Genomic DNA, 21,426 nt, shown 5'->3' on the forward strand with positions numbered 1-21,426 from the left:
CCATCCCCAGTCCTGATTGAAATCTTCCACCTATTTTTACGGCATGGCTCGCGTTATACCTAAGGTAAATGACGATCAGGTGATGGAGCATGTCAATGGCAGTTTATGACAATAAGAATTCGGATGAAGCGGGCAAAAATAAACCTCAAAAGTTGACTGCCAGAAAATCTGCTACGCAATCTGCGGCCTTATCGTCACCTCCCCCATCGGCTCCTCAGGATGAGGAGTCCTCCTGGTTTCATTATTTCATACAACATTATCGAGATAAGGGCGAGACGGCCACTAACGCCAGAAAAAACAGGCTTCATGAGGCGGTTGCGGGACATGAAGCAGTGGATATTTTGCAGGTTATGAAGGAGAAATGGACCGATGTGATGCAGAAATATGCTGATATCTTCATCGAATTACAGGGGGATGCCGCATCCCGTCAGCATCCAGCATTTGGTATTTTTGAAGTCCTGCTGCATGACATGAAAGCGGCCCATCTTAAATGGCGCTCCCAAGTCCGTCTGGGAAAATTAACAGTAGCCGCGCTTTCACGCGAAGCCAATATTGCTCTGGCTCATTTCGAACGGGAGTTTTCACAATTAGGTGTCTCATCGCAACCTTCTTATAGCGCAGAGGGCGATCATAATAGACCGCATGCCGTGCAAGATAGCTCAGACCCTTACGATGCACTCACTGTAGATCAGGCAGTGTTACGCTGGCGGGAGGAAAATAAACCAGGAAAAGAGGGAGAGGCCAATGCCTCTCAAACAATGCCAAATATGGTTCCTCGGGAACTGGGACGAGGTTTTCGCGAACTGAGTGTAGTGCAGAAAGCGCTATTCGGAGTGCGTTTGGGACTTGGCGTCGCGGATTTGAAACCACATCCTGGCTTCAGTCTGAAGCAGCCTGATGTCGCCGAGCCACTTGGAGGAGAATCTCTCGATAAATTCGGGATGAGTCTCACTGACGAATTTATCAGTAAAATCTATCAGCTAGGCAACTTCTTTGCATCGTCAGTGGTGCCGAGTGACGCCTCGCTTTCTCATTCTGACCAAGGCAGTAGTTCATGGTTTGGCGTGGCAGCGAGTCCGATTCCCGATACGGGTACCCGTTTTACTCTAGTGCCCTCTGAACAACAGGATGAATCTGCAGCACAAGAAAAACAGGTTCTTGATAATCATGTGGCAGACAACCCGCGCGTCAAACTCAGCGGTACACTGCTGGTAAATCAGCATGAAAGTACTAAAGAGACTATCAATGATTATGCTTATAGTCTGCCTGCCGACGAGTTCATAGGTCTTCTTCGCAAGGTGCATGGCACGGAACTAAAAAATAATCCAGAAGTGTATCTCCCCTTATTGCCGAGTGAGGATAACTCGACAGAATTAGTAGCAGTAATTCATAGTTTACCATTGAAGAGCTTTTTACAGTTACCTTATGACCTTTATTCTGCCGCACACTATATTCAATATCCGGTAGAGTATCCGGCGAGTTTTAGCGCAGAGTTAATTGAAATAATTGACCGCTATCGTATGTCGGTAGACCTTATAAACGATAAAGCGGGAAATAGTACGACTGGAATTGACGAGCTGGATGCTTGGCTTAAAAATTCAAAATTCGTCGAGACACTGCTGAAAAGTTCTCGCGTTGAAACAAAACGTCGTGATGCCTATCAATGGATTGACAAGAATAAAATTGCCGCCACCTCAATCCCCTCAAAAATAACACTGCAGGCAATTAGTGATGGAATATCAAGAGAACAATGGTTCAATAAAATCCATGGTCAGGAGTATGATACCTCTCATAAAGAGATGGCAAAAATATTAACCAGCAAGGGCGTAACTTTAGACACTCAAAAAAAATTCAATGACTTCAAGAATGGCCTGGGGCGATTTATCCCTATTAACGACATGCTGCATTTATCTGAAGAAGAGGTGGCTAAAAATCTGGCCTCCCAGCATGTCGATATCTCAATGGAGGATATCGGTTTTGCCATTAAAGTAATAAAGTCGGGAACCGAGGGAGCAACTTTACCACCCGATGTTTCGGCGAACAGTATCTTGCTTCGAGAAATAAACCTCTATACACAGGCTACGGAGTTTCAGAAATCCTCTTCACAGAAAGCCTTCGACAATTATCTATTAGCTGCCACCGAAAAATACACCGACCCTGACAAGGCTATGGATGATATTACCCGTCAGCGTATCGATAAGTCGGGTATTTCTTTAACTCATCAAAAATATACCCGCCCGACAGAAGATACCCCTGTAAGACTTGTGTTGGAACATGGGTCTTGGATGGATAATAAAAATCTATTGGTTATGGTGTACAATTCTATTTTTGGAGATTTAGATAGCATTGAAACGACGTTGAGTGGACTCGTTTCAGGGAGTTGGCGCACAGAGCATGCTGCTAAACTTGGTTTTCTAGCCAAAATTATCGACCCGCTCGCACATTATACGTCGATCATTAAAGAGGCTTTCCTTAATGGAACCAAGACGCTAACACCGCAGGAAATTACTATTCTTACTGCGGATATTAATGAAGAGGCCTTCGAATTTGAAAGTTTCTCCCTTTATGCCGATAAAGAAATCAATGAGGTGATGCAAAGAGGAAAGACACGTCAGGGGTTACAGGCCGCCGGAGTCGTAAAAGAGCAAATACAATTGGGCATTGCGCCAGAATCGATTTATGAAAACAGTGGAAATATTTCGGCCGATAAAATTTTAATATCTCTGTTAAATGGCGAGCCGGTTGAACACACTACCATAATTGCTAAATCTAAAACGGGTGATGTTGTTATTCCCGACATCATACTGCTGCCGATAAGTCAGACTAACTCGGTCATCTTCTCATTAAAAACGGCAGAAATCGTAATGATTACTGCTACGACACACTTAAAATTTCATGACCATTCAATGACAGACCAATTACCTCATGACGTCTATGAATTTCTTATTTCCCATATGGATCCTCAGCAACTTCAGGATGCCACAATTAAGAATAGTAATAGTATGGAGCAGATTCTAAAGGATTATGAGGATTTAGTGAAAGGGAGCCGTATGAATTATGGTCTTAAAGAAAGTCTATGGCATCAATATGCAACCCGCGTTAATTTTATCAAACACGGTTTGCAGGAAAGTTATAAAGACCATAAAGACTACGATAAATACAAAAATATCATCAGTGTTATGACCAATAGCCCTGAAGATTTTAAAAATGCCCTTTTACTTTATGCCAACCTTCATCCTGACGAGGGCAAAGAAATTGTTGTCAAAACAGGGGCCAGAAAAATGAGGAATCAGCCCTTGATAGACACTGTCTCTGAAAATCTTTTCGGCAACATGCTCTCGGGTTTTCATACCTTTGATTTACGTGTGCAAAATCAGGCAGAATTAAGTCAGGAGCAGTGGCGCGAGACTGGGTGGTTTTTGCTTTCACTGGCTTTGGGAGCGGCAACAGGACTGACCATGGGGGTGGTCGGAGCTACCTTACAATTTGGCCCCAAATTTGTATGGGCTTTGCAGACTCTAGCATCGGCGGGCGTTTCCGGTGCTGAGGAACTGCTGAAAGCCAATGCTGAAACCAATGAGGAAAAAAGAAAGGCCGCCTTTGCTGGCATTAAATATGAGGTCATATTCTCATTACTTGCTGATGTTGGCATGGATAAATTGTTGATACCGGTCGTCAAAAAAATTGTCAAAAACCTACGCAATGGCATTAATCCATTAGTGCTGAAACCTATTTTTGAAGGGTTTGCTGCCGTTAAGGGAAAAAATCTTCGTGAATTTAGTCAGCATTTCGATCAAAGCTCATCAATAAATAAAATTGAGCTGCTGACTGAAAAAATCATGGAAACGGATGAAGTCTTTAGCCAGCTTCAGACCATCCCTGCCGACAAGATTCGCCAGAAAGTCAAAGACATTATCACGCGTAATCCTCATCGTCTTGAAGAAGGCGGATTTGTGAATGCTTATTGTGATGTGCTGGAAAAGCTTAAGCCATTGACCAATCAGGGTATTGCCAAAAGATTTACCGCAATGGACACGTACACCAAAATCGCCTATTTGAAGGATTACAGCGTCAATTCTGCCTCGGGTAAAGAGTTAGCGATCGAGTTTGGGCCGCAAGGTGCATCGCTGGTTAACAAGTTGGTCGATGACAGACTCAGTTTAACTTCCCTTGGCCGTTCAAAGTCGGCCTTTAACTGGCAAACAGAGAACATCCATAAAGGAACACTGGATGTGGAATTAAAAATTGAGTCAAGAAGACTGAGAAATATTAAAGGCACGTTAGCGCTTATGGCTCAGGAAAATTCGTCATCTCGTTCGAAAAAAATAATAAATATCCCTTCGACCATTACAAGTATTCAACACTGGATACAGACCTCTGTCGGGGGATCAGAAAGTATTAACCTGTCGCCAGACTTAATTGAAAATATGATAAATCGCTATTCCAATATCGATTTAACGCAGGTAAATAATTTAAATAAGTTATATCGGGATATTTATCATCCCGAGACGCCGACCTTGAACCGCTACATGGGTGACAATCTTTTCCTCAGCAATAGAGCAGGCATGGAAGGTTACAGCCAGTGGTTGAGGTCTGTAGACACCACGCGGAGCGACTTCCCGGAGCTCAACCTAAATGCTATGACGATGTTCCAGCTCTTTCCGGATGCCAACGGTATTATGGCAAGATTAACTTATGGCATTATACTGCTGAAAAGAGGCTATCATTTCAAGCCTGTCGATATTCCAGATTATCACCCTGACAATCTGATTATTCCCTTTGATCAATATAGCAACGCCCCAGCGAATATTGATTATCGAAAAGGGCAAAAAATTGCTGATGACAACGACAGCACTGTTTATTATCACAATGAAAATAATTTTTTTGCCAAAGATTATAAAATTAATCATGACCCGGATGTGTTTTTGAAAGCCGAACAAAACGTAGAGTTGCTTAATCGCTATTATTATCCGGGATTTGCCAAAATTTACCGCTATTATGAGAATGGACTACAAAAAATAACGGTGACATTTTCGAAAGCGACAGGGCAATCGTTTGACAATATTGTCAAAAAATATGTAGCTTCTGCGAAAATTGAAGCCTTATTCAATGAACTCGCCGAGAGCGATATTGACACTATCGTTAAAAATTCAGTAGAGGCGATGAAAGAGATGAATATTTTTCATCCTGAAATCACAATGTTTAACGCAAACTTTAATCGCAACCAAAAAAGAATCCTCATTACTAATTTCGATAGTGCCGAGGTAAATAGTCCTGGCATGCCCATACCGCAATTCAAACTCGATATCATGGCGGATAAATTCAGAGAGCTCTTTAACGAGGCGAAAGAGCAGGCTGCCATCCTCAGAAACCGGCAGCTTGGGGATAAACAGAAACAAAACTCTTTACGCGTAGCTTTCTCCGAAATCAAAACGAACTACGAATATAGTAAGACCAAAGATCATGAGTATAACGCGGAAGAATTTAGCAGGGGAGTAACATACTTTAAATCGGATACCGACAAAGCGATAGCGCAGGTCAAAACTTTATTGCCAGAAAACTATCTCGACGTTGACGATATTACGCTGATTAATCGGTACAACGAAATCATTACCGGCACAACTTCACATGGAACTGTCTCACATTATCATCGTGGTATTCTGTTCGAAATTATCAATCGGCGTAAAGATATGTTTGTTAGAATACAGACTATCAAAACTGCTCTCCTTGCCTCGGGATCGCGTAAAAACATCATCAGAAAAAATGCCAATTATGTTTTGGATCTCGATCAGGAAAGCCTGCTCGCCTCCCTCGATATGCATTATACCAACGGTGTTTGTCTGCCTATGTCTTACATCGGGATTGTCGCGTTGGCCAATGACATAGAAAAACCTTGGGCGAAGAATTACTCTAATATTTTGAAAAGCAATAGTCCACGTAAAGGCGCAAGGGTTAATGGTAAACTCGAGCAGGGTAAAGCCTATATGGAAGACCATCTTAAAATTTACAATCAGAAGATTGATGCTGCTTTTCAAAATGATTTGGGGGAACTCAATCTCCCCGAAATTATTGACAAGCTCGAGCAATGTAAGAAGTCCAGCTATTTTCTGCTGCAAACCAAATCACATTCGATGACGGTGGCGGTTAAAATCAACAAAGATAACAAGAAGCATTTCTACTTTATTGATCCCAGTGTTTCCATGGCCGAATATACCAAGAGCAAGGATATGCTCGCTGCAATGGAAAGCACTATTGGTAAAAGTAAGATAGAGAACGATTTAGGCAAGGTTAAGCCTCAATTTAGACTTATCGAGATAACTGATACTAAAGGGCTGGGTGATACTCAAATAATAGACACTAATAATCCGAAACTCTATTTCATGGATTTGGCCAATGGCGACTACCTTCAGCACACGAGCCTTGTGTCATTGATGGATTTATCCACTCCGTCCCTTGTCAGTCAGCTGGACCCTAAGTTTGTTCAGGCTGAAACTGAACTGATTAAGGCCATTAGGGACGATAAATTTTTACAGGCCCTAATGGAAAAACCGTTGGAAAAATGTCGCGAAGCCACGCAAAAAACGCTGGAAATCGCCAGGAATATCAACCTGCCGTCGGAAATCATTCAATTACTGAGCTGGAATAAACAGTTGAAGGGGGCAACCAATCACTACGCGCTTCAGTTTGAGGTGAACGGCAAAAAATATGTGCTGGACACTACCCTTACGCAGAATACCTATTTGCAAAGCAAAATCCTTAATAACGAAATTATCGGTTCAGGGCAGGAGGTCTTTGACCAGAAAGTGTATATTGGCCCTGCCAATGCTTGGTTTAAGTTAATGAAAGAGGCAGAGGAAGCTGCGCTGCTAAAAGTTCAGATCTCGAAAAATGGGCGCTTATTAAAGAACATAGTTTATGCCATCGGCACCCCGAGCGACGTTCCAGGTCTCACATTGAATCAACCAAATTGGTTCAAAAGAAAAATGAGCAGAGAAATGCTTTACAATAATGCTTTGCTGAATGTGCGTGCTAACGTGCAGGTAGCCGTTGATAAGAAGCTATTAACCCGGCTAGCAGAAAAGAAAATTAGCGATAACGATTTTTTCTTCGACCTGGATCAAGGAGAAATTAACTTTTTGGGGATGAGGAACAAGCAGGCGTTAAGCAAAGATTTTGGGTTGAATAATGTAGTGCCCTTTAAACCCAGGAATGTAGACGATCTCAAAATTTTGCTGGATAGATTCGAGAACATTAATGAAGCCGCTTTTGCCAAAATGTCAGCCAATGCGAAGGGCTATGCGCTTAGTACGCTCTACGCTGACGTAAAAACAAATTTAATCACTCAGATTAATGGTAAGTATAAATACGGCATCGATACCCGAGTCAATTTGGCAAAACTGCTGGCTGAAATTGAGATGGTAAAAAGAAGGTTTATGTATAAAGAATATAATTATGCTGATCCTTTTGCTAAGAGCGGTGAAATGTCTATGGCCGAGGCTCCTCTGCTACACAGTTTCTAGTGGTTTATATTTTCGATGAGCGGGTGGATCAAAAAATTATGTCAAATTCATTCTTTCCCGATCATGTCGCCGTAAAACCCAATGCCTATCTTGAACTGCGTGCGGTAAGAGATGTAAAAGGCCAGTTGTATGTCTATTTCTCGTCGCCTACCAAAATGCCAGAAAATATTTACACTCTTTATGACGGAACTCGGGAAAGTATATAAAGGGTAAGCGCGGCGGGCGATTACCCTTTATTCAAACGGCTTGAGCATTCATTAGAATGCGTAATTAAAGTTCATCCCATACAGCATCGCGGTGCCTTTGGCGTCAAACTCGTAATTAGGTACGCCATTGGCGACTTTTTCGCTGATGTGTACTGACTTACCGTGCATATATGAAACGCCAAGATCGACCGAGGCGTCTTTGTTAAACGCATAGGTTGCACCGGCGCTGACCCATACGCGGTCCTGATCTGGAATCGAAATAGTGCGGTTATCGGCGGGAACCGGGCTGTCATCAAAGGCTACGCCGGTACGGAATGTCCACTGATCGTTGTAATAATAAGTGGTACCCAACGCGATACGGTAGACATCGTGATAGCCTTCCTCTTTCTGGAACAGGGTGCTGCCATCATTGCCAGTGGCTTTCAGCTGCTGGAATTGGCTCCAGCTGGTGTAGGTCAAGCTATAATGCACGGCCCATTTCGGCGCGACGCGGTTATAACCCGATGCTTCCCAAACCTCTGGCAGATTTAGTTTCAAATGACCTGATTCAGTACTGCCGCCCGTGCCACCGGCCAGAACCGGTAAATCGCTGCGGTAATTGCCGTTAAAATCGACGTTAACTTTTGAGCGATAAGTCAAACCGTAGCGGTTATTTTCATCTATTTCATAGAGAATACCGGCGTTCCAGCCAAAGCCCCACTGATTACCGTTAAGTCGCGCGGCGGTAGTGTCGGCAGGAATGGTCCCGCGACTCTGCAACGCCACCAGTTCACCGGCATCGCGTTCGATTTTCGCCTTGGCATAGACCGCATCAAATCCGAGACCAAAGCTGAAATGCTGGTTAAGGCGATAGGCTGCACTGAGGTTAAGATTTTCGGTAAGCAGGTCGGTTTTACCCGCCAACGGACCGGCAGCATATCCTTTATCAAATTCGGTAGACAAGCCGTAGTTGGAGGTCGCAGACGCACCTACTGCCCAGCTTTCATTCAGCGGCATGATGAAATGCAGGTTTGGTATCCACTGCGTAGGAGCAATGTTATCGGCGTCTGTGCTTTGCCCGGTTACTGGAGAATTACCGCGCAGTTTAACATTTGGATCGACAAATATAGCGCCGCCGGAAAATGAAGGGCGGTCGAACATTGTCATGGTCGCCGGGTTGCGACTGCCTGAAGCGGCGGTGTCGGCGATTGCGCCTTCACCGGAAAATGCGCGGCCCAATCCGGCTGCCGTATACTCGTTTAACTGAAATCCTGCCGCATAAACTTGGGTGGAAACCAGTGCCATTGCGGCTGCCACAGCCGATCTTGTAAACAGGTTTTTCTGGTTCATGACCAAAACCTCATTTTATGTTTTATAGAACATCCTGACAGGCAGGAGTGTTTATGAAGGACGTGCGCGGCAGATTGTGGGGCCGGAATGGGCCAACTAATCAGACCAGTGAGCGAAGTATAGGTCCGACCTGTACACATGTTGCAACGTTGTTTCACACTTATTGGTATTTAGATTTTAAAAATTAGATCCGCTTAACAAAAAGACTACAAATTAGATTCATAAAACCTACGATGGCGATTGAACTATTGATCGGAAAAATAAATCAGCTTTTTAATCCTGTGATTTGAGTCACTTAAAAACCATATTAAAAGCATGGTCTATCGTCCTGTTAAGGGTAGGAGTAAGATGGCGGCAAGTTAAATCACGACTTTTTTATGATTGATTAGCGCTGTTAATAGGTGCATCAATGTGCCGAAAGGAGAAAATATGTCAATTTTCAATACCGAAACGGATTTACCTACCTCCAAATCGCCTAACTCTGCCAGCTCATTGTGCAGCGCGCAGGAAACCGCAGCCTGCTGCTGTGTTGATGTCGGCACGATTATCGACAACACCGATTGCACGGCATCTTATCAAAACGTCTTTGCCAGCCGTGCTGACGCCGAATCTGCGCTAGAAGATTTGATCCAGCGGGCGCGTCGAGTTGAATCTGAAGCTTGCGATATCCACAGCGAGTTTAAAGATGTGGAAAATGGCGTCGAACTGAAGGTCAACTTTACTTTTTGCTGCCAGATTGAATCCATCAACTTCCAGCTTGCTCTGCGTTAATGACTGCTCCATTTGATCCGTAGTCTTGAAAGGCTGCGGATTTCCTCGCTTTATCGCTATCCTCAAAATTTGCTGTTGCTCTCAATTCAACGTCTTAGACTTTGCCAACGGCTCTGCTATGGTTAACACTACATCATCAGGTCAGACCTGTTGACGCGTCGATTTAATCAGGAGTCATCATGAATAAGGCAATTCCATTGGTTACGCGAGAGGGCAGCCGCATTGCCATTATTGATGGCCTGCGTACGCCTTTTGCCAAGCAAGCGACGGCGTTTCACGGTATTCCGGCGGTTGATTTAGGCAAAATGGTGGTCAGCGAACTGCTGGCAAAAAGTGGAATCGACCCCGCCGAGATTGATCAGCTGGTATTTGGGCAGGTTGTGCAAATGCCGGAAGCACCGAATATCGCGCGCGAGATTGTGTTGGGTACCGGTATGCGCGTATCAACGGATGCCTATAGCGTCTCTCGAGCCTGTGCCACCAGTTTTCAGGCGGTAGCCAACGTGGCGGAAAGTATCATGGCTGGCACCATCAGCGTCGGGATTGCCGGTGGCGCAGATTCGTCGTCGGTGCTGCCTATCGGGGTGAGTAAATCCCTGGCGCGTACGCTGGTTGATGTCAATAAAGCCCGAACGCTCTCGCAACGCCTGGCGCTATTTTCCAAACTTAAATTCCGCGATTTGTTACCGGTTCCTCCGGCGGTCGCCGAGTATTCCACCGGCTTAAAAATGGGGGATACGGCTGAACAGATGGCAAAATCGCACGGCATTACCCGTCAACAGCAAGATGAGTTGGCTCATCGTTCACATCAGCTGGCGGCCAAAGCCTGGGAGCAGGGATGGCTCGATTCACAGGTGATGAGTGCGCACGTTCCGCCTTATAAAGAGGTGCTGGAGCGGGATAACAATATTCGTTTTGATTCCAGCATTGAACAATATGCCCGGCTGCGTCCGGCGTTTGACAGAAAACACGGCACGGTAACCGCAGCAACCAGCACACCGCTGACCGATGGAGCGGCGGCGATTTTGCTGATGAGCGAATCGAAAGCTAAAACGCTGGGGCTAAAACCGCTGGGTTATTTGCGCAGTTTTGCCTTTGCAGCCATCGACGTTTGGGAAGACATGCTGTTGGGACCTGCTTACGCCACGCCTTTGGCGCTAGAGCGCGCAGGGTTGGCTCTGAATGATATGGATTTAATAGAAATGCATGAGGCATTTGCCGCGCAGACGTTGGCCAATATCAAGATGTTTGCCAGTCAGCAGTTTGCCAGGGATAAGCTGGGGCGAGAGCAGGCAATCGGCGAAATTGATTGGGAAAAATTCAACGTACTGGGCGGTTCGCTGGCCTATGGTCATCCTTTTGCCGCCACGGGCGCACGCATGATTACGCAAACTCTGCACGAACTGCGTCGCCGGGGAGGAAAACTTGGTTTAACCACCGCCTGCGCGGCGGGAGGATTAGGTGCGGCGATGATTCTGGAGGTGGAAGAATGACTCAAAAAATGCTGATTTCTCCGGCTGAACTCACCGACAGTGCGCCACCTTCAGCCTTTACCTTATATTTCACTGCCGATGATATTGGCATCATTACTATTGATGTGCCTGATGAAAAAGTGAATACCCTAAAGGCGGAGTTTGCCGAGCAAATCCACGGCATCTTGCACACCGCCCAGCAGCACGCCAATCTCAAAGGGCTGATTTTTGTCTCCGGTAAAAAAGATTCATTTATTGCCGGTGCTGATATCAGCATGATTGCCCGCTGTCAGCAGGCCAGTGAAGCCGAAGCGCTGGCGAAAAAAGGGCAACAGGTGATGGCGCAAATTGCCAGCTTTAAACTGCCAGTGGTGGCTGCGATCCACGGCGCGTGTCTGGGTGGCGGCCTTGAGCTGGCGCTGGCCTGCCATAGCCGCATCTGTTCGCTGGATGATAAAACTCAGCTCGGTTTGCCTGAGGTTCAACTTGGACTGCTGCCTGGTTCCGGCGGGACTCAGCGGTTGCCGCGATTAATTGGTGCAGCCAAAGCCCTGGATTTGATGTTAACCGGGCGAAGTCTGCGTGCAAAACAGGCACGCCGAATGGGGTTGGTCGATGACGTGGTGCCGCAATCCATTTTGCTGCAAACGGCAGTTGAGCGGGTCCGAAAAGGGCATCAGGCCGAAAGGGGGTTGTCTTATAAAGACAGCATTATGCAGGGACCTTTGGGCAGAGCTGTGCTGTTCCATCTGGTGCGCAAACAAACGCGGGCCAAGTCAAAAGGGCATTATCCAGCGACAGAAAAGATCATTGATGTCGTCCACATCGGGCTAACTCAGGGCAGTGGTAACGGATATGCCGCTGAAGCGAAGGCTTTTGGCGAACTGGTAATGACGCCTGAATCTGCCGCTTTGCGCAGCATATTTTTCGCGACTACCGCCTTGAAAAAAGATTTTGGTGCCGAGGCTGAGCCATTAACCATCAATAAAGTGGCGGTTTTAGGGGGCGGATTGATGGGCGGGGGGATTGCTGGCGTAACGATAACCAAGGCTGGCTTGCCGGTGAGAATCAAAGATATTAATCAGCAAGGCATTAGCCATTCTCTGAAATATAGCTGGGATTTACTGCAGAAAAAAGCCAGGCGTGGCTATTTGAAACGCGCAGAATTGCAACGCCAGATGATGCTGCTTTCAGGTACAACCGATTACAGTGGCTTTAATCAGACTGATCTCGTCATTGAGGCGGTATTTGAAGATTTAGAACTCAAGCAAAGGATGATCCGCGAGGTTGAGGAAAATGCTGCCCAGCATACTATTTTTGCCTCAAACACCTCTTCTTTACCTATTCATGAGATTGCCAGCACTGCCGCAAGGCCCGAGCAGGTCATTGGTCTGCATTATTTCAGTCCAGTCGATAAAATGCCGCTGGTGGAGATTATCCCTCACGCTAAAACCAGTGCCCAAACTATCGCTACCACCGTGGCCTTTGCAAGAAAGCAGGGCAAAACGGCCATCGTGGTAGGTGACAGCGCCGGGTTTTACGTCAATCGTATTTTGGCTCCCTATATAAATGAGGCGACACGCTGCTTGATTGAAGGGGAAACTATCGAACATATCGACAAGTCGCTAATGGATTTTGGTTTCCCTGTTGGCCCGTTACAGCTGCTGGATGAGGTCGGGATTGATGTCGGCACTAAAATCATTCCAATTCTTGCAGCCGCTTTCGGGGAGCGTTTTGCTGCGCCAAAAGAGCTTGATGCCATTATCAGAGATGACAGGAAAGGCCGTAAAAACAGTCGGGGCTTTTACCTTTACAACTCGAAGGGGCGAAAAGAGAGTAATAAGCAGCCTGACCCTTCTATTTATGGGCTTTTAAATGTCACGCCTAAAAATAAACAAACTTCTCAACAAATCGCCGATCGCTGCGTCGCGCTGATGCTAAACGAAGCGCTGCGTTGCCTTGACGATGGCACAATACATAGCCCGCGTGATGCCGATATTGGTGCCGTTTTCGGCATCGGCTTCCCGCCATTTTTGGGCGGCCCAATGCGTTATATCGACAGCCTGGGAGCAGACCGCCTGTTGAAAAACTTGCAGGCTTTGCAGCAGCAGTTTGGTGAGCGTTTTGCCCCCTGCCAAGGATTGGTCTCCAGGGCTGAAAATGGACAAAAATTGTATAGCTGATCAATTGAGCGTAAAATAGTCAGTCTTTGTCGCAGTCCGCCGCCTAAATTTTAGAATGTTAATGCGATCTGTATCACGGCTTAATTCATCGATTCTGGTAATTGTTGAGCGATAGTTCGCCATTAAAAGCAGCATCGATTAACGACTCGGCAGCCAGGCTGTGAAATGAAAGAGCCTATTTACATCTTTTAATAGTTGGTGTAAAAAACAGCGTTTTATTTGCAAAGACTTTCAGGCAAAATGCCCGGCCGCAATACAGACCGCTCATTTTGAAGATGTTGGTGTTGGTGTAGTGCCCTGCTAGGATGTGGGCAGAAGGGTAATACAGCACGCGAAGCGTTTCTGTATAGCGCTATTTTTGTTAACAAAAGCGGTGCAATATGCAAGTTGTAATTATGCGTCACGGTGAGGCTGCTCTTGATGCGGCCAGCGATTCAGTAAGACCTCTTACCGATTGTGGATGTGACGAAACAGTATGTATGGCGTCCTGGCTTAATGGGCGTTCGGTAAAAATTCAGCGCGTGCTGGTGAGTCCTTATCTCAGGGCGCAGCAAACGTTGGAAAAAGTCCGTCAGGCGATCACGCTTCCCGAAAAGGTTGATGTGTTGTCCGAACTGACGCCGAGCGGCGATCCTGCTCAGGTTGCAGAAGAGCTTCAAGCCTTGGCAAAAGAGGGGGTAAGCTCCGTACTCGTGGTGTCTCACTTACCCCTGGTAGGTTACCTGGTGGCTGAACTGTGCCCAGGGCACTGCCCTCCAATGTTTGCTACCTCTGCAATGGCCAGCGTTGAAATCAACGCCGACACCGGGCAGGGCAGTTTTGATTGGCAGTACAGCCCTTCTCAGGTAATTGCCAAAGCCTGCTGATGATTTCAGTCTGGCCCACCGCTCAAAGGCACAGCTTGCTGTGCCTTTTGCTATTGTGCCGATGAAATATTTCAGCCAAGTGTCAGAGCAGACTGGGGAATGGTTTCTGGCTATAAATCTTGAGGGGTTTTATCGTCAAGCTCCACAAGTACCAGCAGCGCCGCATTGCCGCCGAATTCCCGAGGTGCCTGATGAAAAGCTTCAACATCAGGATGTTGCGCCAGCCACAGCGGTGTTTGCTGCTTTAGAATGTGTTTACCGTGCCCGTGCATTACACAGGCACAGTGCACGTGTTCGCGACGGCAGGCGGCAACCAGCGCCCCCAATTCTTTTTTCGCCTCAAGCTGGGTTAAACCATGCAAATCTAAAAACAGCTCGGGGGAGTAATCTCCGCGACGCAGTTTTTTAAGTTCAAAATGGCTGACGTCTTGCCTGACATAGCGCACCGGCCCTTCGTTATCCAGCATCGGCTGGAATTCGTCAGAGAAATAATAGGTGGCATCAACCTGCTCCTGAAGCAAACGCTTCGGAGAAGAGATAACCTGAGGTTTTTTTACCGGCTTGTGTGTAATTGTGTCGTTTTTCAACCGCTTGGTGCCCGGCACAGCCTCACGAAACAAGGCCAGATCTTCCTTGTTCAGTGAATATTTTTTCTTCATCGTAATATCATCATTCGTCGCACATTTTTGTAGTGTACCTGCTCGCGTCCTCCTTTCTAAATAAAACTCTTATACCTTGGGTAATTGAAGCCGTGGCCATGCTGGTTACGTTTACTCATCGCAGTCACTTGCTTTAGTAAGTCCTCAGGATTCACGCACTTGCCGCCTTGCTATAATGCCAATTGCTTTGGGTATCGATTTGGCGGGATTATTACTGATTTGTTGCCGCCTTCGTGGCAAACTATGCGGAAATTTTATGGCTGCAACACAAGGCCACCCGCCGTACCCCAGGAGAGAAAATTGGACAAAATATTCGTCGACGAAGCCGTCAGTGAGCTGCATACCATTCAGGATATGCTGCGCTGGACCGTCAGCCGCCTGAATGCCGCTAACGTTTATTACGGCCACGGAACGGACAATCCCTGGGACGAGGCCGTACAACTCGTGCTGCCAAGCGTGTTTTTACCGCTCGACATCCCTGAAGACATGCACACCGCGCGCCTGACCTCCAGCGAGCGCCACCGTATCGTTGAACGCGTGATCCGCCGCGTTAACGAGCGCGTACCGGTGGCCTATCTGACTAACAAAGCCTGGTTCTGCGGCATGGAATTCTACGTTGACGAGCGCGTGTTGGTGCCGCGTTCGCCAATCGGCGAGTTGATCAATAACCGTTTCGCGGGCATTTTGCAGCATCAGCCTGCTCATATTTTGGATATGTGTACCGGCAGCGGCTGTATCGCAATCGCCTGTGCCTACGCATTCCCTGAAACCGAAGTCGATGCAGTTGATATCTCTGCCGATGCGTTGGCGGTGGCTGAGCGAAATATTGATACTCACTGTATCGAGCAGTGGGTCACGCCTATCCGTTCCGATTTGTTCCGCGATTTGCCACAGCTGCAATACGACCTGATTGTCACCAATCCGCCATACGTCGATGAAGATGACATGGCCGATTTACCTGACGAATATCGTCACGAGCCTGAGCTGGGTCTGGCATCGGGTTCCGATGGCCTCAAGCTGACTCGCCGTATTTTGGCCTGTGCCCCGGATTACCTGACCGATGACGGCGTGCTGATTTGTGAAGTGGGCAACAGCATGATACATCTGATGGATCAATATCCAGATGTCCCGTTCACTTGGCTGGAGTTCGAAAACGGCGGCGAAGGCGTATTTATGCTGACCAAACAGCAGCTAATCGACTGTGCTGAACATTTCAGCATGTTCCGCAAGTAGCCGTCGTCAGAATTCTATTGATTTTAAACAGTTTAACTAATCGTTAAGGAGCCGTGATGGCAGGGAACAGTATTGGGCAGTTTTTCCGCGTCACTACTTTTGGTGAATCCCACGGTATTGCGCTGGGATGTATAATTGACGGCGTGCCTCCGGGCATTCCACTGACCGAGGCAGATATTCAGCACGACCTCGATCGCCGCCGTCCCGGCACGTCACGTTACACCACCCAGCGTCGCGAAGCCGATGAAGTGAAAATTTTGTCCGGCGTATTCGAAGGCGTGACGACTGGTACCAGCATTGGTCTGATGATCGAAAATACCGACCAGCGTTCACAGGATTACAGCGCAATCAAAGACGTATTCCGCCCTGGTCATGCCGATTATACCTATGAGCAAAAGTACGGCACTCGCGACTATCGCGGCGGCGGTCGTTCTTCTGCTCGCGAAACCGCGATGCGCGTCGCGGCCGGTGCGGTGGCAAAAAAATATCTGGCGCAGAAGTTTGGCGTGCAGGTGCGCGGATACATGTCGCAGATGGGTGATATCGACTGTGAGCTAATAGACTGGGACTTGGTCGAAACCAATCCGTTCTTTTGCCCGGATGAATCTAAGCTGGTCGCGCTCGACGAACTGATGCGCGAGCTGAAAAAGGCCGGTGACTCTATCGGTGCCAAAATAACCGTGGTGGCAGAAAACGTGCCAACGGGGCTGGGCGAGCCAGTGTTTGACCGTCTGGATGCCGACATCGCCCACGCGCTGATGAGCATCAATGCGGTGAAAGGCGTTGAAATTGGCGATGGGTTTGCCGTAGTGAACAAACGCGGTAGCGAAAACCGCGACGAAATCACGCCGCAGGGTTTTGAAAGCAACCACGCAGGCGGCATTCTTGGCGGTATCAGCAGCGGTCAGCCGATTGTGGCACACCTGGCGTTGAAACCAACCTCGAGCATTACCGTGCCGGGTCGCACCATTAATCGCGAAGGCGAGCAGGTCGAGATGATCACCAAGGGGCGTCATGATCCTTGCGTTGGAATTCGCGCCGTGCCGATTGCCGAAGCGATGATGGCTATCGTGTTAATGGATCACCTGCTGCGCCAGCGAGCACAGTGCGGAGATGTCAATTCCAGCGTTCCTCGCTGGTAACGATTCGAGTAAAAACCGGTTAGCGCAGGGGTGCTTGTAAACAATGCGAATTAACAATGTTTTGATAGGGTTATTGGCTTTGGCCGCCGCGCTTCCTGCGTTAGCCGTGACGCCGTGGCAGCGAATTACCCAGCCTATCGCCGGAGCACCTCAGGCCGTGGGCAGCTATGCGAATGGCTGCCAGATTGGTGCGAAACCGCTTGCGCTCAACTCACCAGATTATCAGGTGATGCGCACGGATCAGCACCGTTTCTTCGGTCAGCCGGATCTGCTGACATTTATCAAACGCCTGTCGTCCGAGGCCAATCGTGAAGGGCTAGGCACCGTGCTGATTGGTGATATGGCGATGCCTGCGGGCGGGCGTTTCAGCAGCGGTCACGCCAGTCATCAGTCTGGTCTGGATGTGGATATCTGGCTGCAAATGCCGCGCAAACGCTGGACCGAACAACAGCTGTTAAAGCCGCAGCCGATCGATTTAGTCAGCCGTGATGGCAAAAGCATTGTTAAAAACCAGTGGCAGCCGCAAATCGAAACGCTGATTAAACTGGCGGCACAGGATACCGACGTGGTGCGCATTTTTGTAAATCCTGCGATTAAACAGCAGCTTTGCGCCGATGCGGGTAGTTCCCGCGAGTGGTTGCACAAGGTCAGACCGTGGTTTGGTCATCGCGCGCACATGCACGTTCGCCTACGTTGCCCTGTCGGTGACCACAACTGCGAAAACCAGCCACCGCCTCCTCCAGGTGACGGCTGCGGTGCCGAGCTGCAGAGCTGGTTCCTGCCGCCGAAACCGGGCAGCGGTGTTCCCGTCAAGCGCGAGCCGCCACCGTTGCCGGCTATCTGTCAGTCATTGCTCGATCACCATGCCGGTCAGCTGTAATCAGCATTTTGTATTTATCGCTTTATTTTGAGTTAGTCAGTCACTATGTCAGAGTTAATTGAAAAGCATCATTATCAGGAAGTTATTGATATTTTTGACCGCTGTTTCAGCGAGGATTTCAACACGCGTTTAATCCGCGGCGATGACGAGCCGATTTATCTTCCGGCAGATGAGCAGGAAGACTACAACCGCATCGTTTTCGCACACGGTTACTATGCCAGCGCGCTGCACGAGATCTCCCACTGGTGCGTGGCCGGAGCAGAAAGGCGCAAGCTAGTGGATTTCGGTTACTGGTACTGTCCGGATGGCCGCGATGCACAGACGCAAGGCGAATTTGAAAAGGTCGAAATAAAACCTCAGTCATATGAATGGATGTTCTGTGCAGCTGCGGGCTTTAACTTTAATGTGAGCTGTGACAATCTGAGCGGCGATTGCGAACCTGACCGCCTTGGTTTTCAACGTAAAGTTCGCAAAGAGGTGCTGAGGACGCTTGAAAAGGGGATACCTGAACGCCCGGCGCGTTTTATCAATGCGTTACAAGCGTATTACCACACCGCGCCGCTGAGCGCAGAGTCGTTTAAGGAAGAGGAAGAGGATGATTGCTGAATTTGAAGGGCGTATTTTCGCGCTAATTGAAGACATGGTTGAAAGCGCCACCGATGATGAGCTGTTTGCCAGCGGTTATCTGCAAGGCCATTTGACCGTTTCTGTCGCCGAGGCTGAAGCCCACGGCGAGAACACTTCCGAGCAGCTCAAGGCGCGAGTGCAGTCGAGTCTGGACAAGGCGATTCAGGCAGGAGAGCTTTCTCCGCGTGACCAGATTCTGGTTCTCGGGATGTGGGAAAACCTTTATCAAAAAGCATTGCCAGAAACCGAGCGTTAATTTTTGCATTCACTGCAAATACAGAAAAGGGCCATTACGGCCCTTTTTTACGCCCGTAGCTCGTGATTTCAGACTCAATCGAGATGGGTGACCGGGCGACCTTTGAGCAGTTTTCTGACCCACATGCGGTTTGGATTTAGCGCCGCCAGTGTCGAGGATTCCGCGGGCAGCGGCTCTCCCGCAATTTGTGCGGCCAGTATCTCAGCGGCCAGCGGTGCCGAACTTAAGCCACGCGAACCTAAAGCGCCGAGCATAAATAAGTTGCGGTAAACCGGCGAGGGCACAACGGCCTGTTGCTGCTGGATCTGCTGCGGCAAATCAGCATAGGTAGCAAGCAGAGCATCATAATCTGGAATGCTACCAATCATCGGCAGGTGATCGCGCGTGGCGCAGCGCACACCGTTACGCGCCTTTCTCCCGCTGACGTCCACCTCCCGCGGCCACTGTTCTTTGGGCAGGCAATCGATGAGACGTTGGCGATTCTGCTGCTGGTCTTCCTCACGGTAAAGCGGATGTTGCTCGGCGCGGTGATAGCTGGCGCCAATACAGTGTTGCTGGTTAGCGGGATTAACCGGCGTCAGATAGCCGTCGTAGCATAATACTTGTTTGAGCCTGCTCAGCTGCGGGGTGGTTGGAATATGTGAAACCTGACCACTGACCGCGTAAACCGGCAGTTTCGAGGTTTGTTCAAACCCGTTGATTGCCGCGCCATTTGCCAGCACTAATGTTGCATGTATAGCCCCGTTGCCCGCGGCGAAATTTAGCTTCCAGCCAGTGTTATCGGTTTCGAGACTCTCGTTTTCGACGTTATCGATTTCAGCACCGGCGATAGCGCCAATGCGGGTCACCTGATGCTGATAATGCACCTCTAAACCCAACGATTGCGCATACTCGATAGCCTGCGCCGTCAGTTCAGCAGGGCATAACCAGCCCCCCAGCGGATAACCCACGCCGCCATGGCCGGTATCTAGCCCAACCGCTTCGCCAAACTGTGCCGCATCAAGCGCTGTTGCCAGACTATGCGGCCAATCTCCCGCCAGCATCTTGTCGATTTTGCTCTGACTCTTGTCGTCATAAGCCAATTGTGCCACGCCACACCAATCGTTATCGAATACGAGGCCTTGTGCAGAGAAAAGAGCGTATTGACGGCGGGCAAAGGTAAACGCGTGGGCAAAAAACTGCTCGATGGCGTCGTGTCTGCCGTTGAGCAGCGGATAAACTGCGCCTTGACGATTGCCCGAAGCGCCCTGCGCAGGCTGAGGGTCTTCGCAATACAGTGTGACCTGATAACCGCGCCGCAGCAGCGCCAGCGAGAGCAGGGCGCTGGCCACGCCGCCGCCGACAATTGCCACATCCTGCGGATTATCCGCCGCCGGGCGCTGGTACCAGGGCATAGCATGCGGCGCTTTTTCAGCGATTTCTCGCCAACCGCTAAGCATCTCGCGCTTTTTGCCATGACCTTTAACCTTGCTGACGTTAAATCCTGCAGCCTGCAATCCACGCCTTACGAATCCGGCAGCGGTAAATGTGGCAAAAGTGCCTTGTGGGCGAGTCAGTCTGGCCATTGCGACAAACAGTGGGTCGCTCCACATCTCTGGATTCTTCGAAGGGGCAAAGCCGTCGAGAAACCAGGCATCAACCTGCTGATAAAGGCTCGGATCGCTGGAAGGCAGCAGGTGAGTGACATCGCCAAACCATAAATCCAGGGTAATTCTCCCGTCATCAAGCAACAGTCGATGACAGCCAGCAAAAGGTAAAGGCCATTGTTGCCTAAGTTCTTCAGCATAAACCGCTAATTCTGGCCAATGGCGATGGGCCTTTTCCAAATCATCGACCGAAAGTGGAAATTTTTCGTAACTGATGAAATGTAATCGCTTAACCGTTGTCTGATGAAGCTGCTGTTGCGATTCCGCTGCCGTCGAGAGTTGAAACTCTTTAAAGGATTGCCAAAGAGTCAGAAAGTTTAAGCCGGTACCAAACCCGGTCTCGGCAATAATCAAAAGCGGGCGGGAATGGCTGCTAAAACGTTGTGGAAAATGATTGCCATTTAGAAACACGTGGCGGGTTTCATCCAGGCCACCCTGTTCCGAAAAGTAGATGTCATCGAACTGTCGGGAAACAGGTGTACCCTGTTCGTTCCAGCTTAATTCGGCGGGTTGGATAGCGATGTGATCCACGTAAAACTCTCTTGATTCTAGGCTGTGCGCGAAGTTTAACTGTCTGCTAGTCTGTGCGCAAATTTCAATTCTTTACACAACGAATTGCTGATCGGACTTGTTCGG

14 protein-coding genes are annotated in these 21,426 nt (G+C 48.4%); 11 read left to right on the forward strand and 3 right to left on the reverse strand.

The window, feature by feature from the left end; genetic code table 11:
• Nucleotides 1-89: 89 nt before the first annotated feature.
• Both SPM24T3_RS08860 and SPM24T3_RS25440 read left to right on the forward strand, forming a co-directional pair.
• Entirely contained in the window at nt 90-7,520 is a 7,431-nt protein-coding gene (locus tag SPM24T3_RS08860) for a hypothetical protein (protein ID WP_083836228.1), read from the forward strand.
• Between the two features lie 38 nt (nt 7,521-7,558).
• Complete coding sequence (locus SPM24T3_RS25440; RefSeq protein WP_157135280.1) at nt 7,559-7,726, forward strand: hypothetical protein; 168 nt, start codon at nt 7,559-7,561, stop codon at nt 7,724-7,726.
• 51 nt (nt 7,727-7,777) lie between these two features.
• Here SPM24T3_RS25440 and fadL read toward each other — a convergent pair whose 3' ends face one another.
• Nucleotides 7,778-9,055: a long-chain fatty acid transporter FadL gene (fadL, locus tag SPM24T3_RS08865; protein ID WP_009636401.1), complete on the reverse strand. Its 1,278-nt coding sequence runs from the start codon at nt 9,053-9,055 to the stop codon at nt 7,778-7,780.
• 429 nt (nt 9,056-9,484) lie between these two features.
• On the opposite strand from fadL, the gene SPM24T3_RS08870 reads away from it, so the two are divergent.
• The 4 genes from SPM24T3_RS08870 to sixA all read left to right on the forward strand — a co-directional run bounded on the left by SPM24T3_RS08870 (nt 9,485) and on the right by sixA (nt 14,347).
• Nucleotides 9,485-9,826, forward strand: coding sequence for a YfcZ/YiiS family protein (locus SPM24T3_RS08870; RefSeq protein ID WP_009636402.1), 342 nt, complete (start codon nt 9,485-9,487; stop codon nt 9,824-9,826).
• Nucleotides 9,827-10,005: 179 nt separating this feature from the next.
• Nucleotides 10,006-11,319 carry an acetyl-CoA C-acyltransferase FadI gene (gene fadI / locus SPM24T3_RS08875; protein WP_009636403.1) on the forward strand — a complete coding sequence of 438 codons (1,314 nt, stop codon included), beginning with the start codon at nt 10,006-10,008 and terminating at the stop codon, nt 11,317-11,319.
• Nucleotides 11,316-13,481, forward strand: a complete 2,166-nt coding sequence (gene fadJ / locus SPM24T3_RS08880; protein ID WP_009636404.1) for a fatty acid oxidation complex subunit alpha FadJ — start codon at nt 11,316-11,318, stop codon at nt 13,479-13,481. The genes fadI and fadJ overlap by 4 nt, the downstream gene beginning before the upstream one ends.
• 380 nt (nt 13,482-13,861) lie before the next feature.
• Nucleotides 13,862-14,347, forward strand: a complete 486-nt coding sequence (sixA, locus tag SPM24T3_RS08885) for a phosphohistidine phosphatase SixA (protein WP_009636405.1) — start codon at nt 13,862-13,864, stop codon at nt 14,345-14,347.
• Between the two features lie 110 nt (nt 14,348-14,457).
• Here the strand turns inward: sixA and smrB are convergent, their stop codons facing one another.
• Nucleotides 14,458-15,006, reverse strand: a complete 549-nt coding sequence (gene smrB, locus SPM24T3_RS08890) for an endonuclease SmrB (RefSeq protein WP_009636406.1) — start codon at nt 15,004-15,006, stop codon at nt 14,458-14,460.
• A 300-nt stretch (nt 15,007-15,306) separates the two neighbouring features.
• On the opposite strand from smrB, the gene prmB reads away from it, so the two are divergent.
• From prmB to SPM24T3_RS08915, 5 genes are read left to right on the forward strand one after another with little or no spacing between them, the layout of a single operon-like run.
• Entirely contained in the window at nt 15,307-16,239 is a 933-nt protein-coding gene (gene prmB / locus SPM24T3_RS08895; RefSeq protein ID WP_009636407.1) for a 50S ribosomal protein L3 N(5)-glutamine methyltransferase, read from the forward strand.
• Between the two features lie 56 nt (nt 16,240-16,295).
• Entirely contained in the window at nt 16,296-17,381 is a 1,086-nt protein-coding gene (gene aroC / locus SPM24T3_RS08900) for a chorismate synthase (protein WP_009636408.1), read from the forward strand.
• Nucleotides 17,382-17,424: 43 nt separating this feature from the next.
• Nucleotides 17,425-18,261: a penicillin-insensitive murein endopeptidase gene (gene mepA / locus SPM24T3_RS08905; protein ID WP_009636409.1), complete on the forward strand. Its 837-nt coding sequence runs from the start codon at nt 17,425-17,427 to the stop codon at nt 18,259-18,261.
• Between the two features lie 45 nt (nt 18,262-18,306).
• Nucleotides 18,307-18,867: an elongation factor P hydroxylase gene (locus SPM24T3_RS08910; protein WP_009636410.1), complete on the forward strand. Its 561-nt coding sequence runs from the start codon at nt 18,307-18,309 to the stop codon at nt 18,865-18,867.
• Complete coding sequence (locus SPM24T3_RS08915) at nt 18,857-19,144, forward strand: YfcL family protein (protein ID WP_009636411.1); 288 nt, start codon at nt 18,857-18,859, stop codon at nt 19,142-19,144. The genes SPM24T3_RS08910 and SPM24T3_RS08915 overlap by 11 nt, the downstream gene beginning before the upstream one ends.
• A gap of 74 nt (nt 19,145-19,218) precedes the next feature.
• On the opposite strand, the gene mnmC is transcribed toward SPM24T3_RS08915, so the two are convergent.
• Nucleotides 19,219-21,321: a bifunctional tRNA (5-methylaminomethyl-2-thiouridine)(34)-methyltransferase MnmD/FAD-dependent 5-carboxymethylaminomethyl-2-thiouridine(34) oxidoreductase MnmC gene (gene mnmC / locus SPM24T3_RS08920; protein ID WP_009636413.1), complete on the reverse strand. Its 2,103-nt coding sequence runs from the start codon at nt 21,319-21,321 to the stop codon at nt 19,219-19,221.
• Nucleotides 21,322-21,426 lie beyond the last annotated feature (105 nt).

Origin of the sequence: Serratia sp. M24T3 (genome assembly GCF_000257645.1) — a bacterium.
Classification (GTDB): domain Bacteria; phylum Pseudomonadota; class Gammaproteobacteria; order Enterobacterales; family Enterobacteriaceae; genus Rouxiella.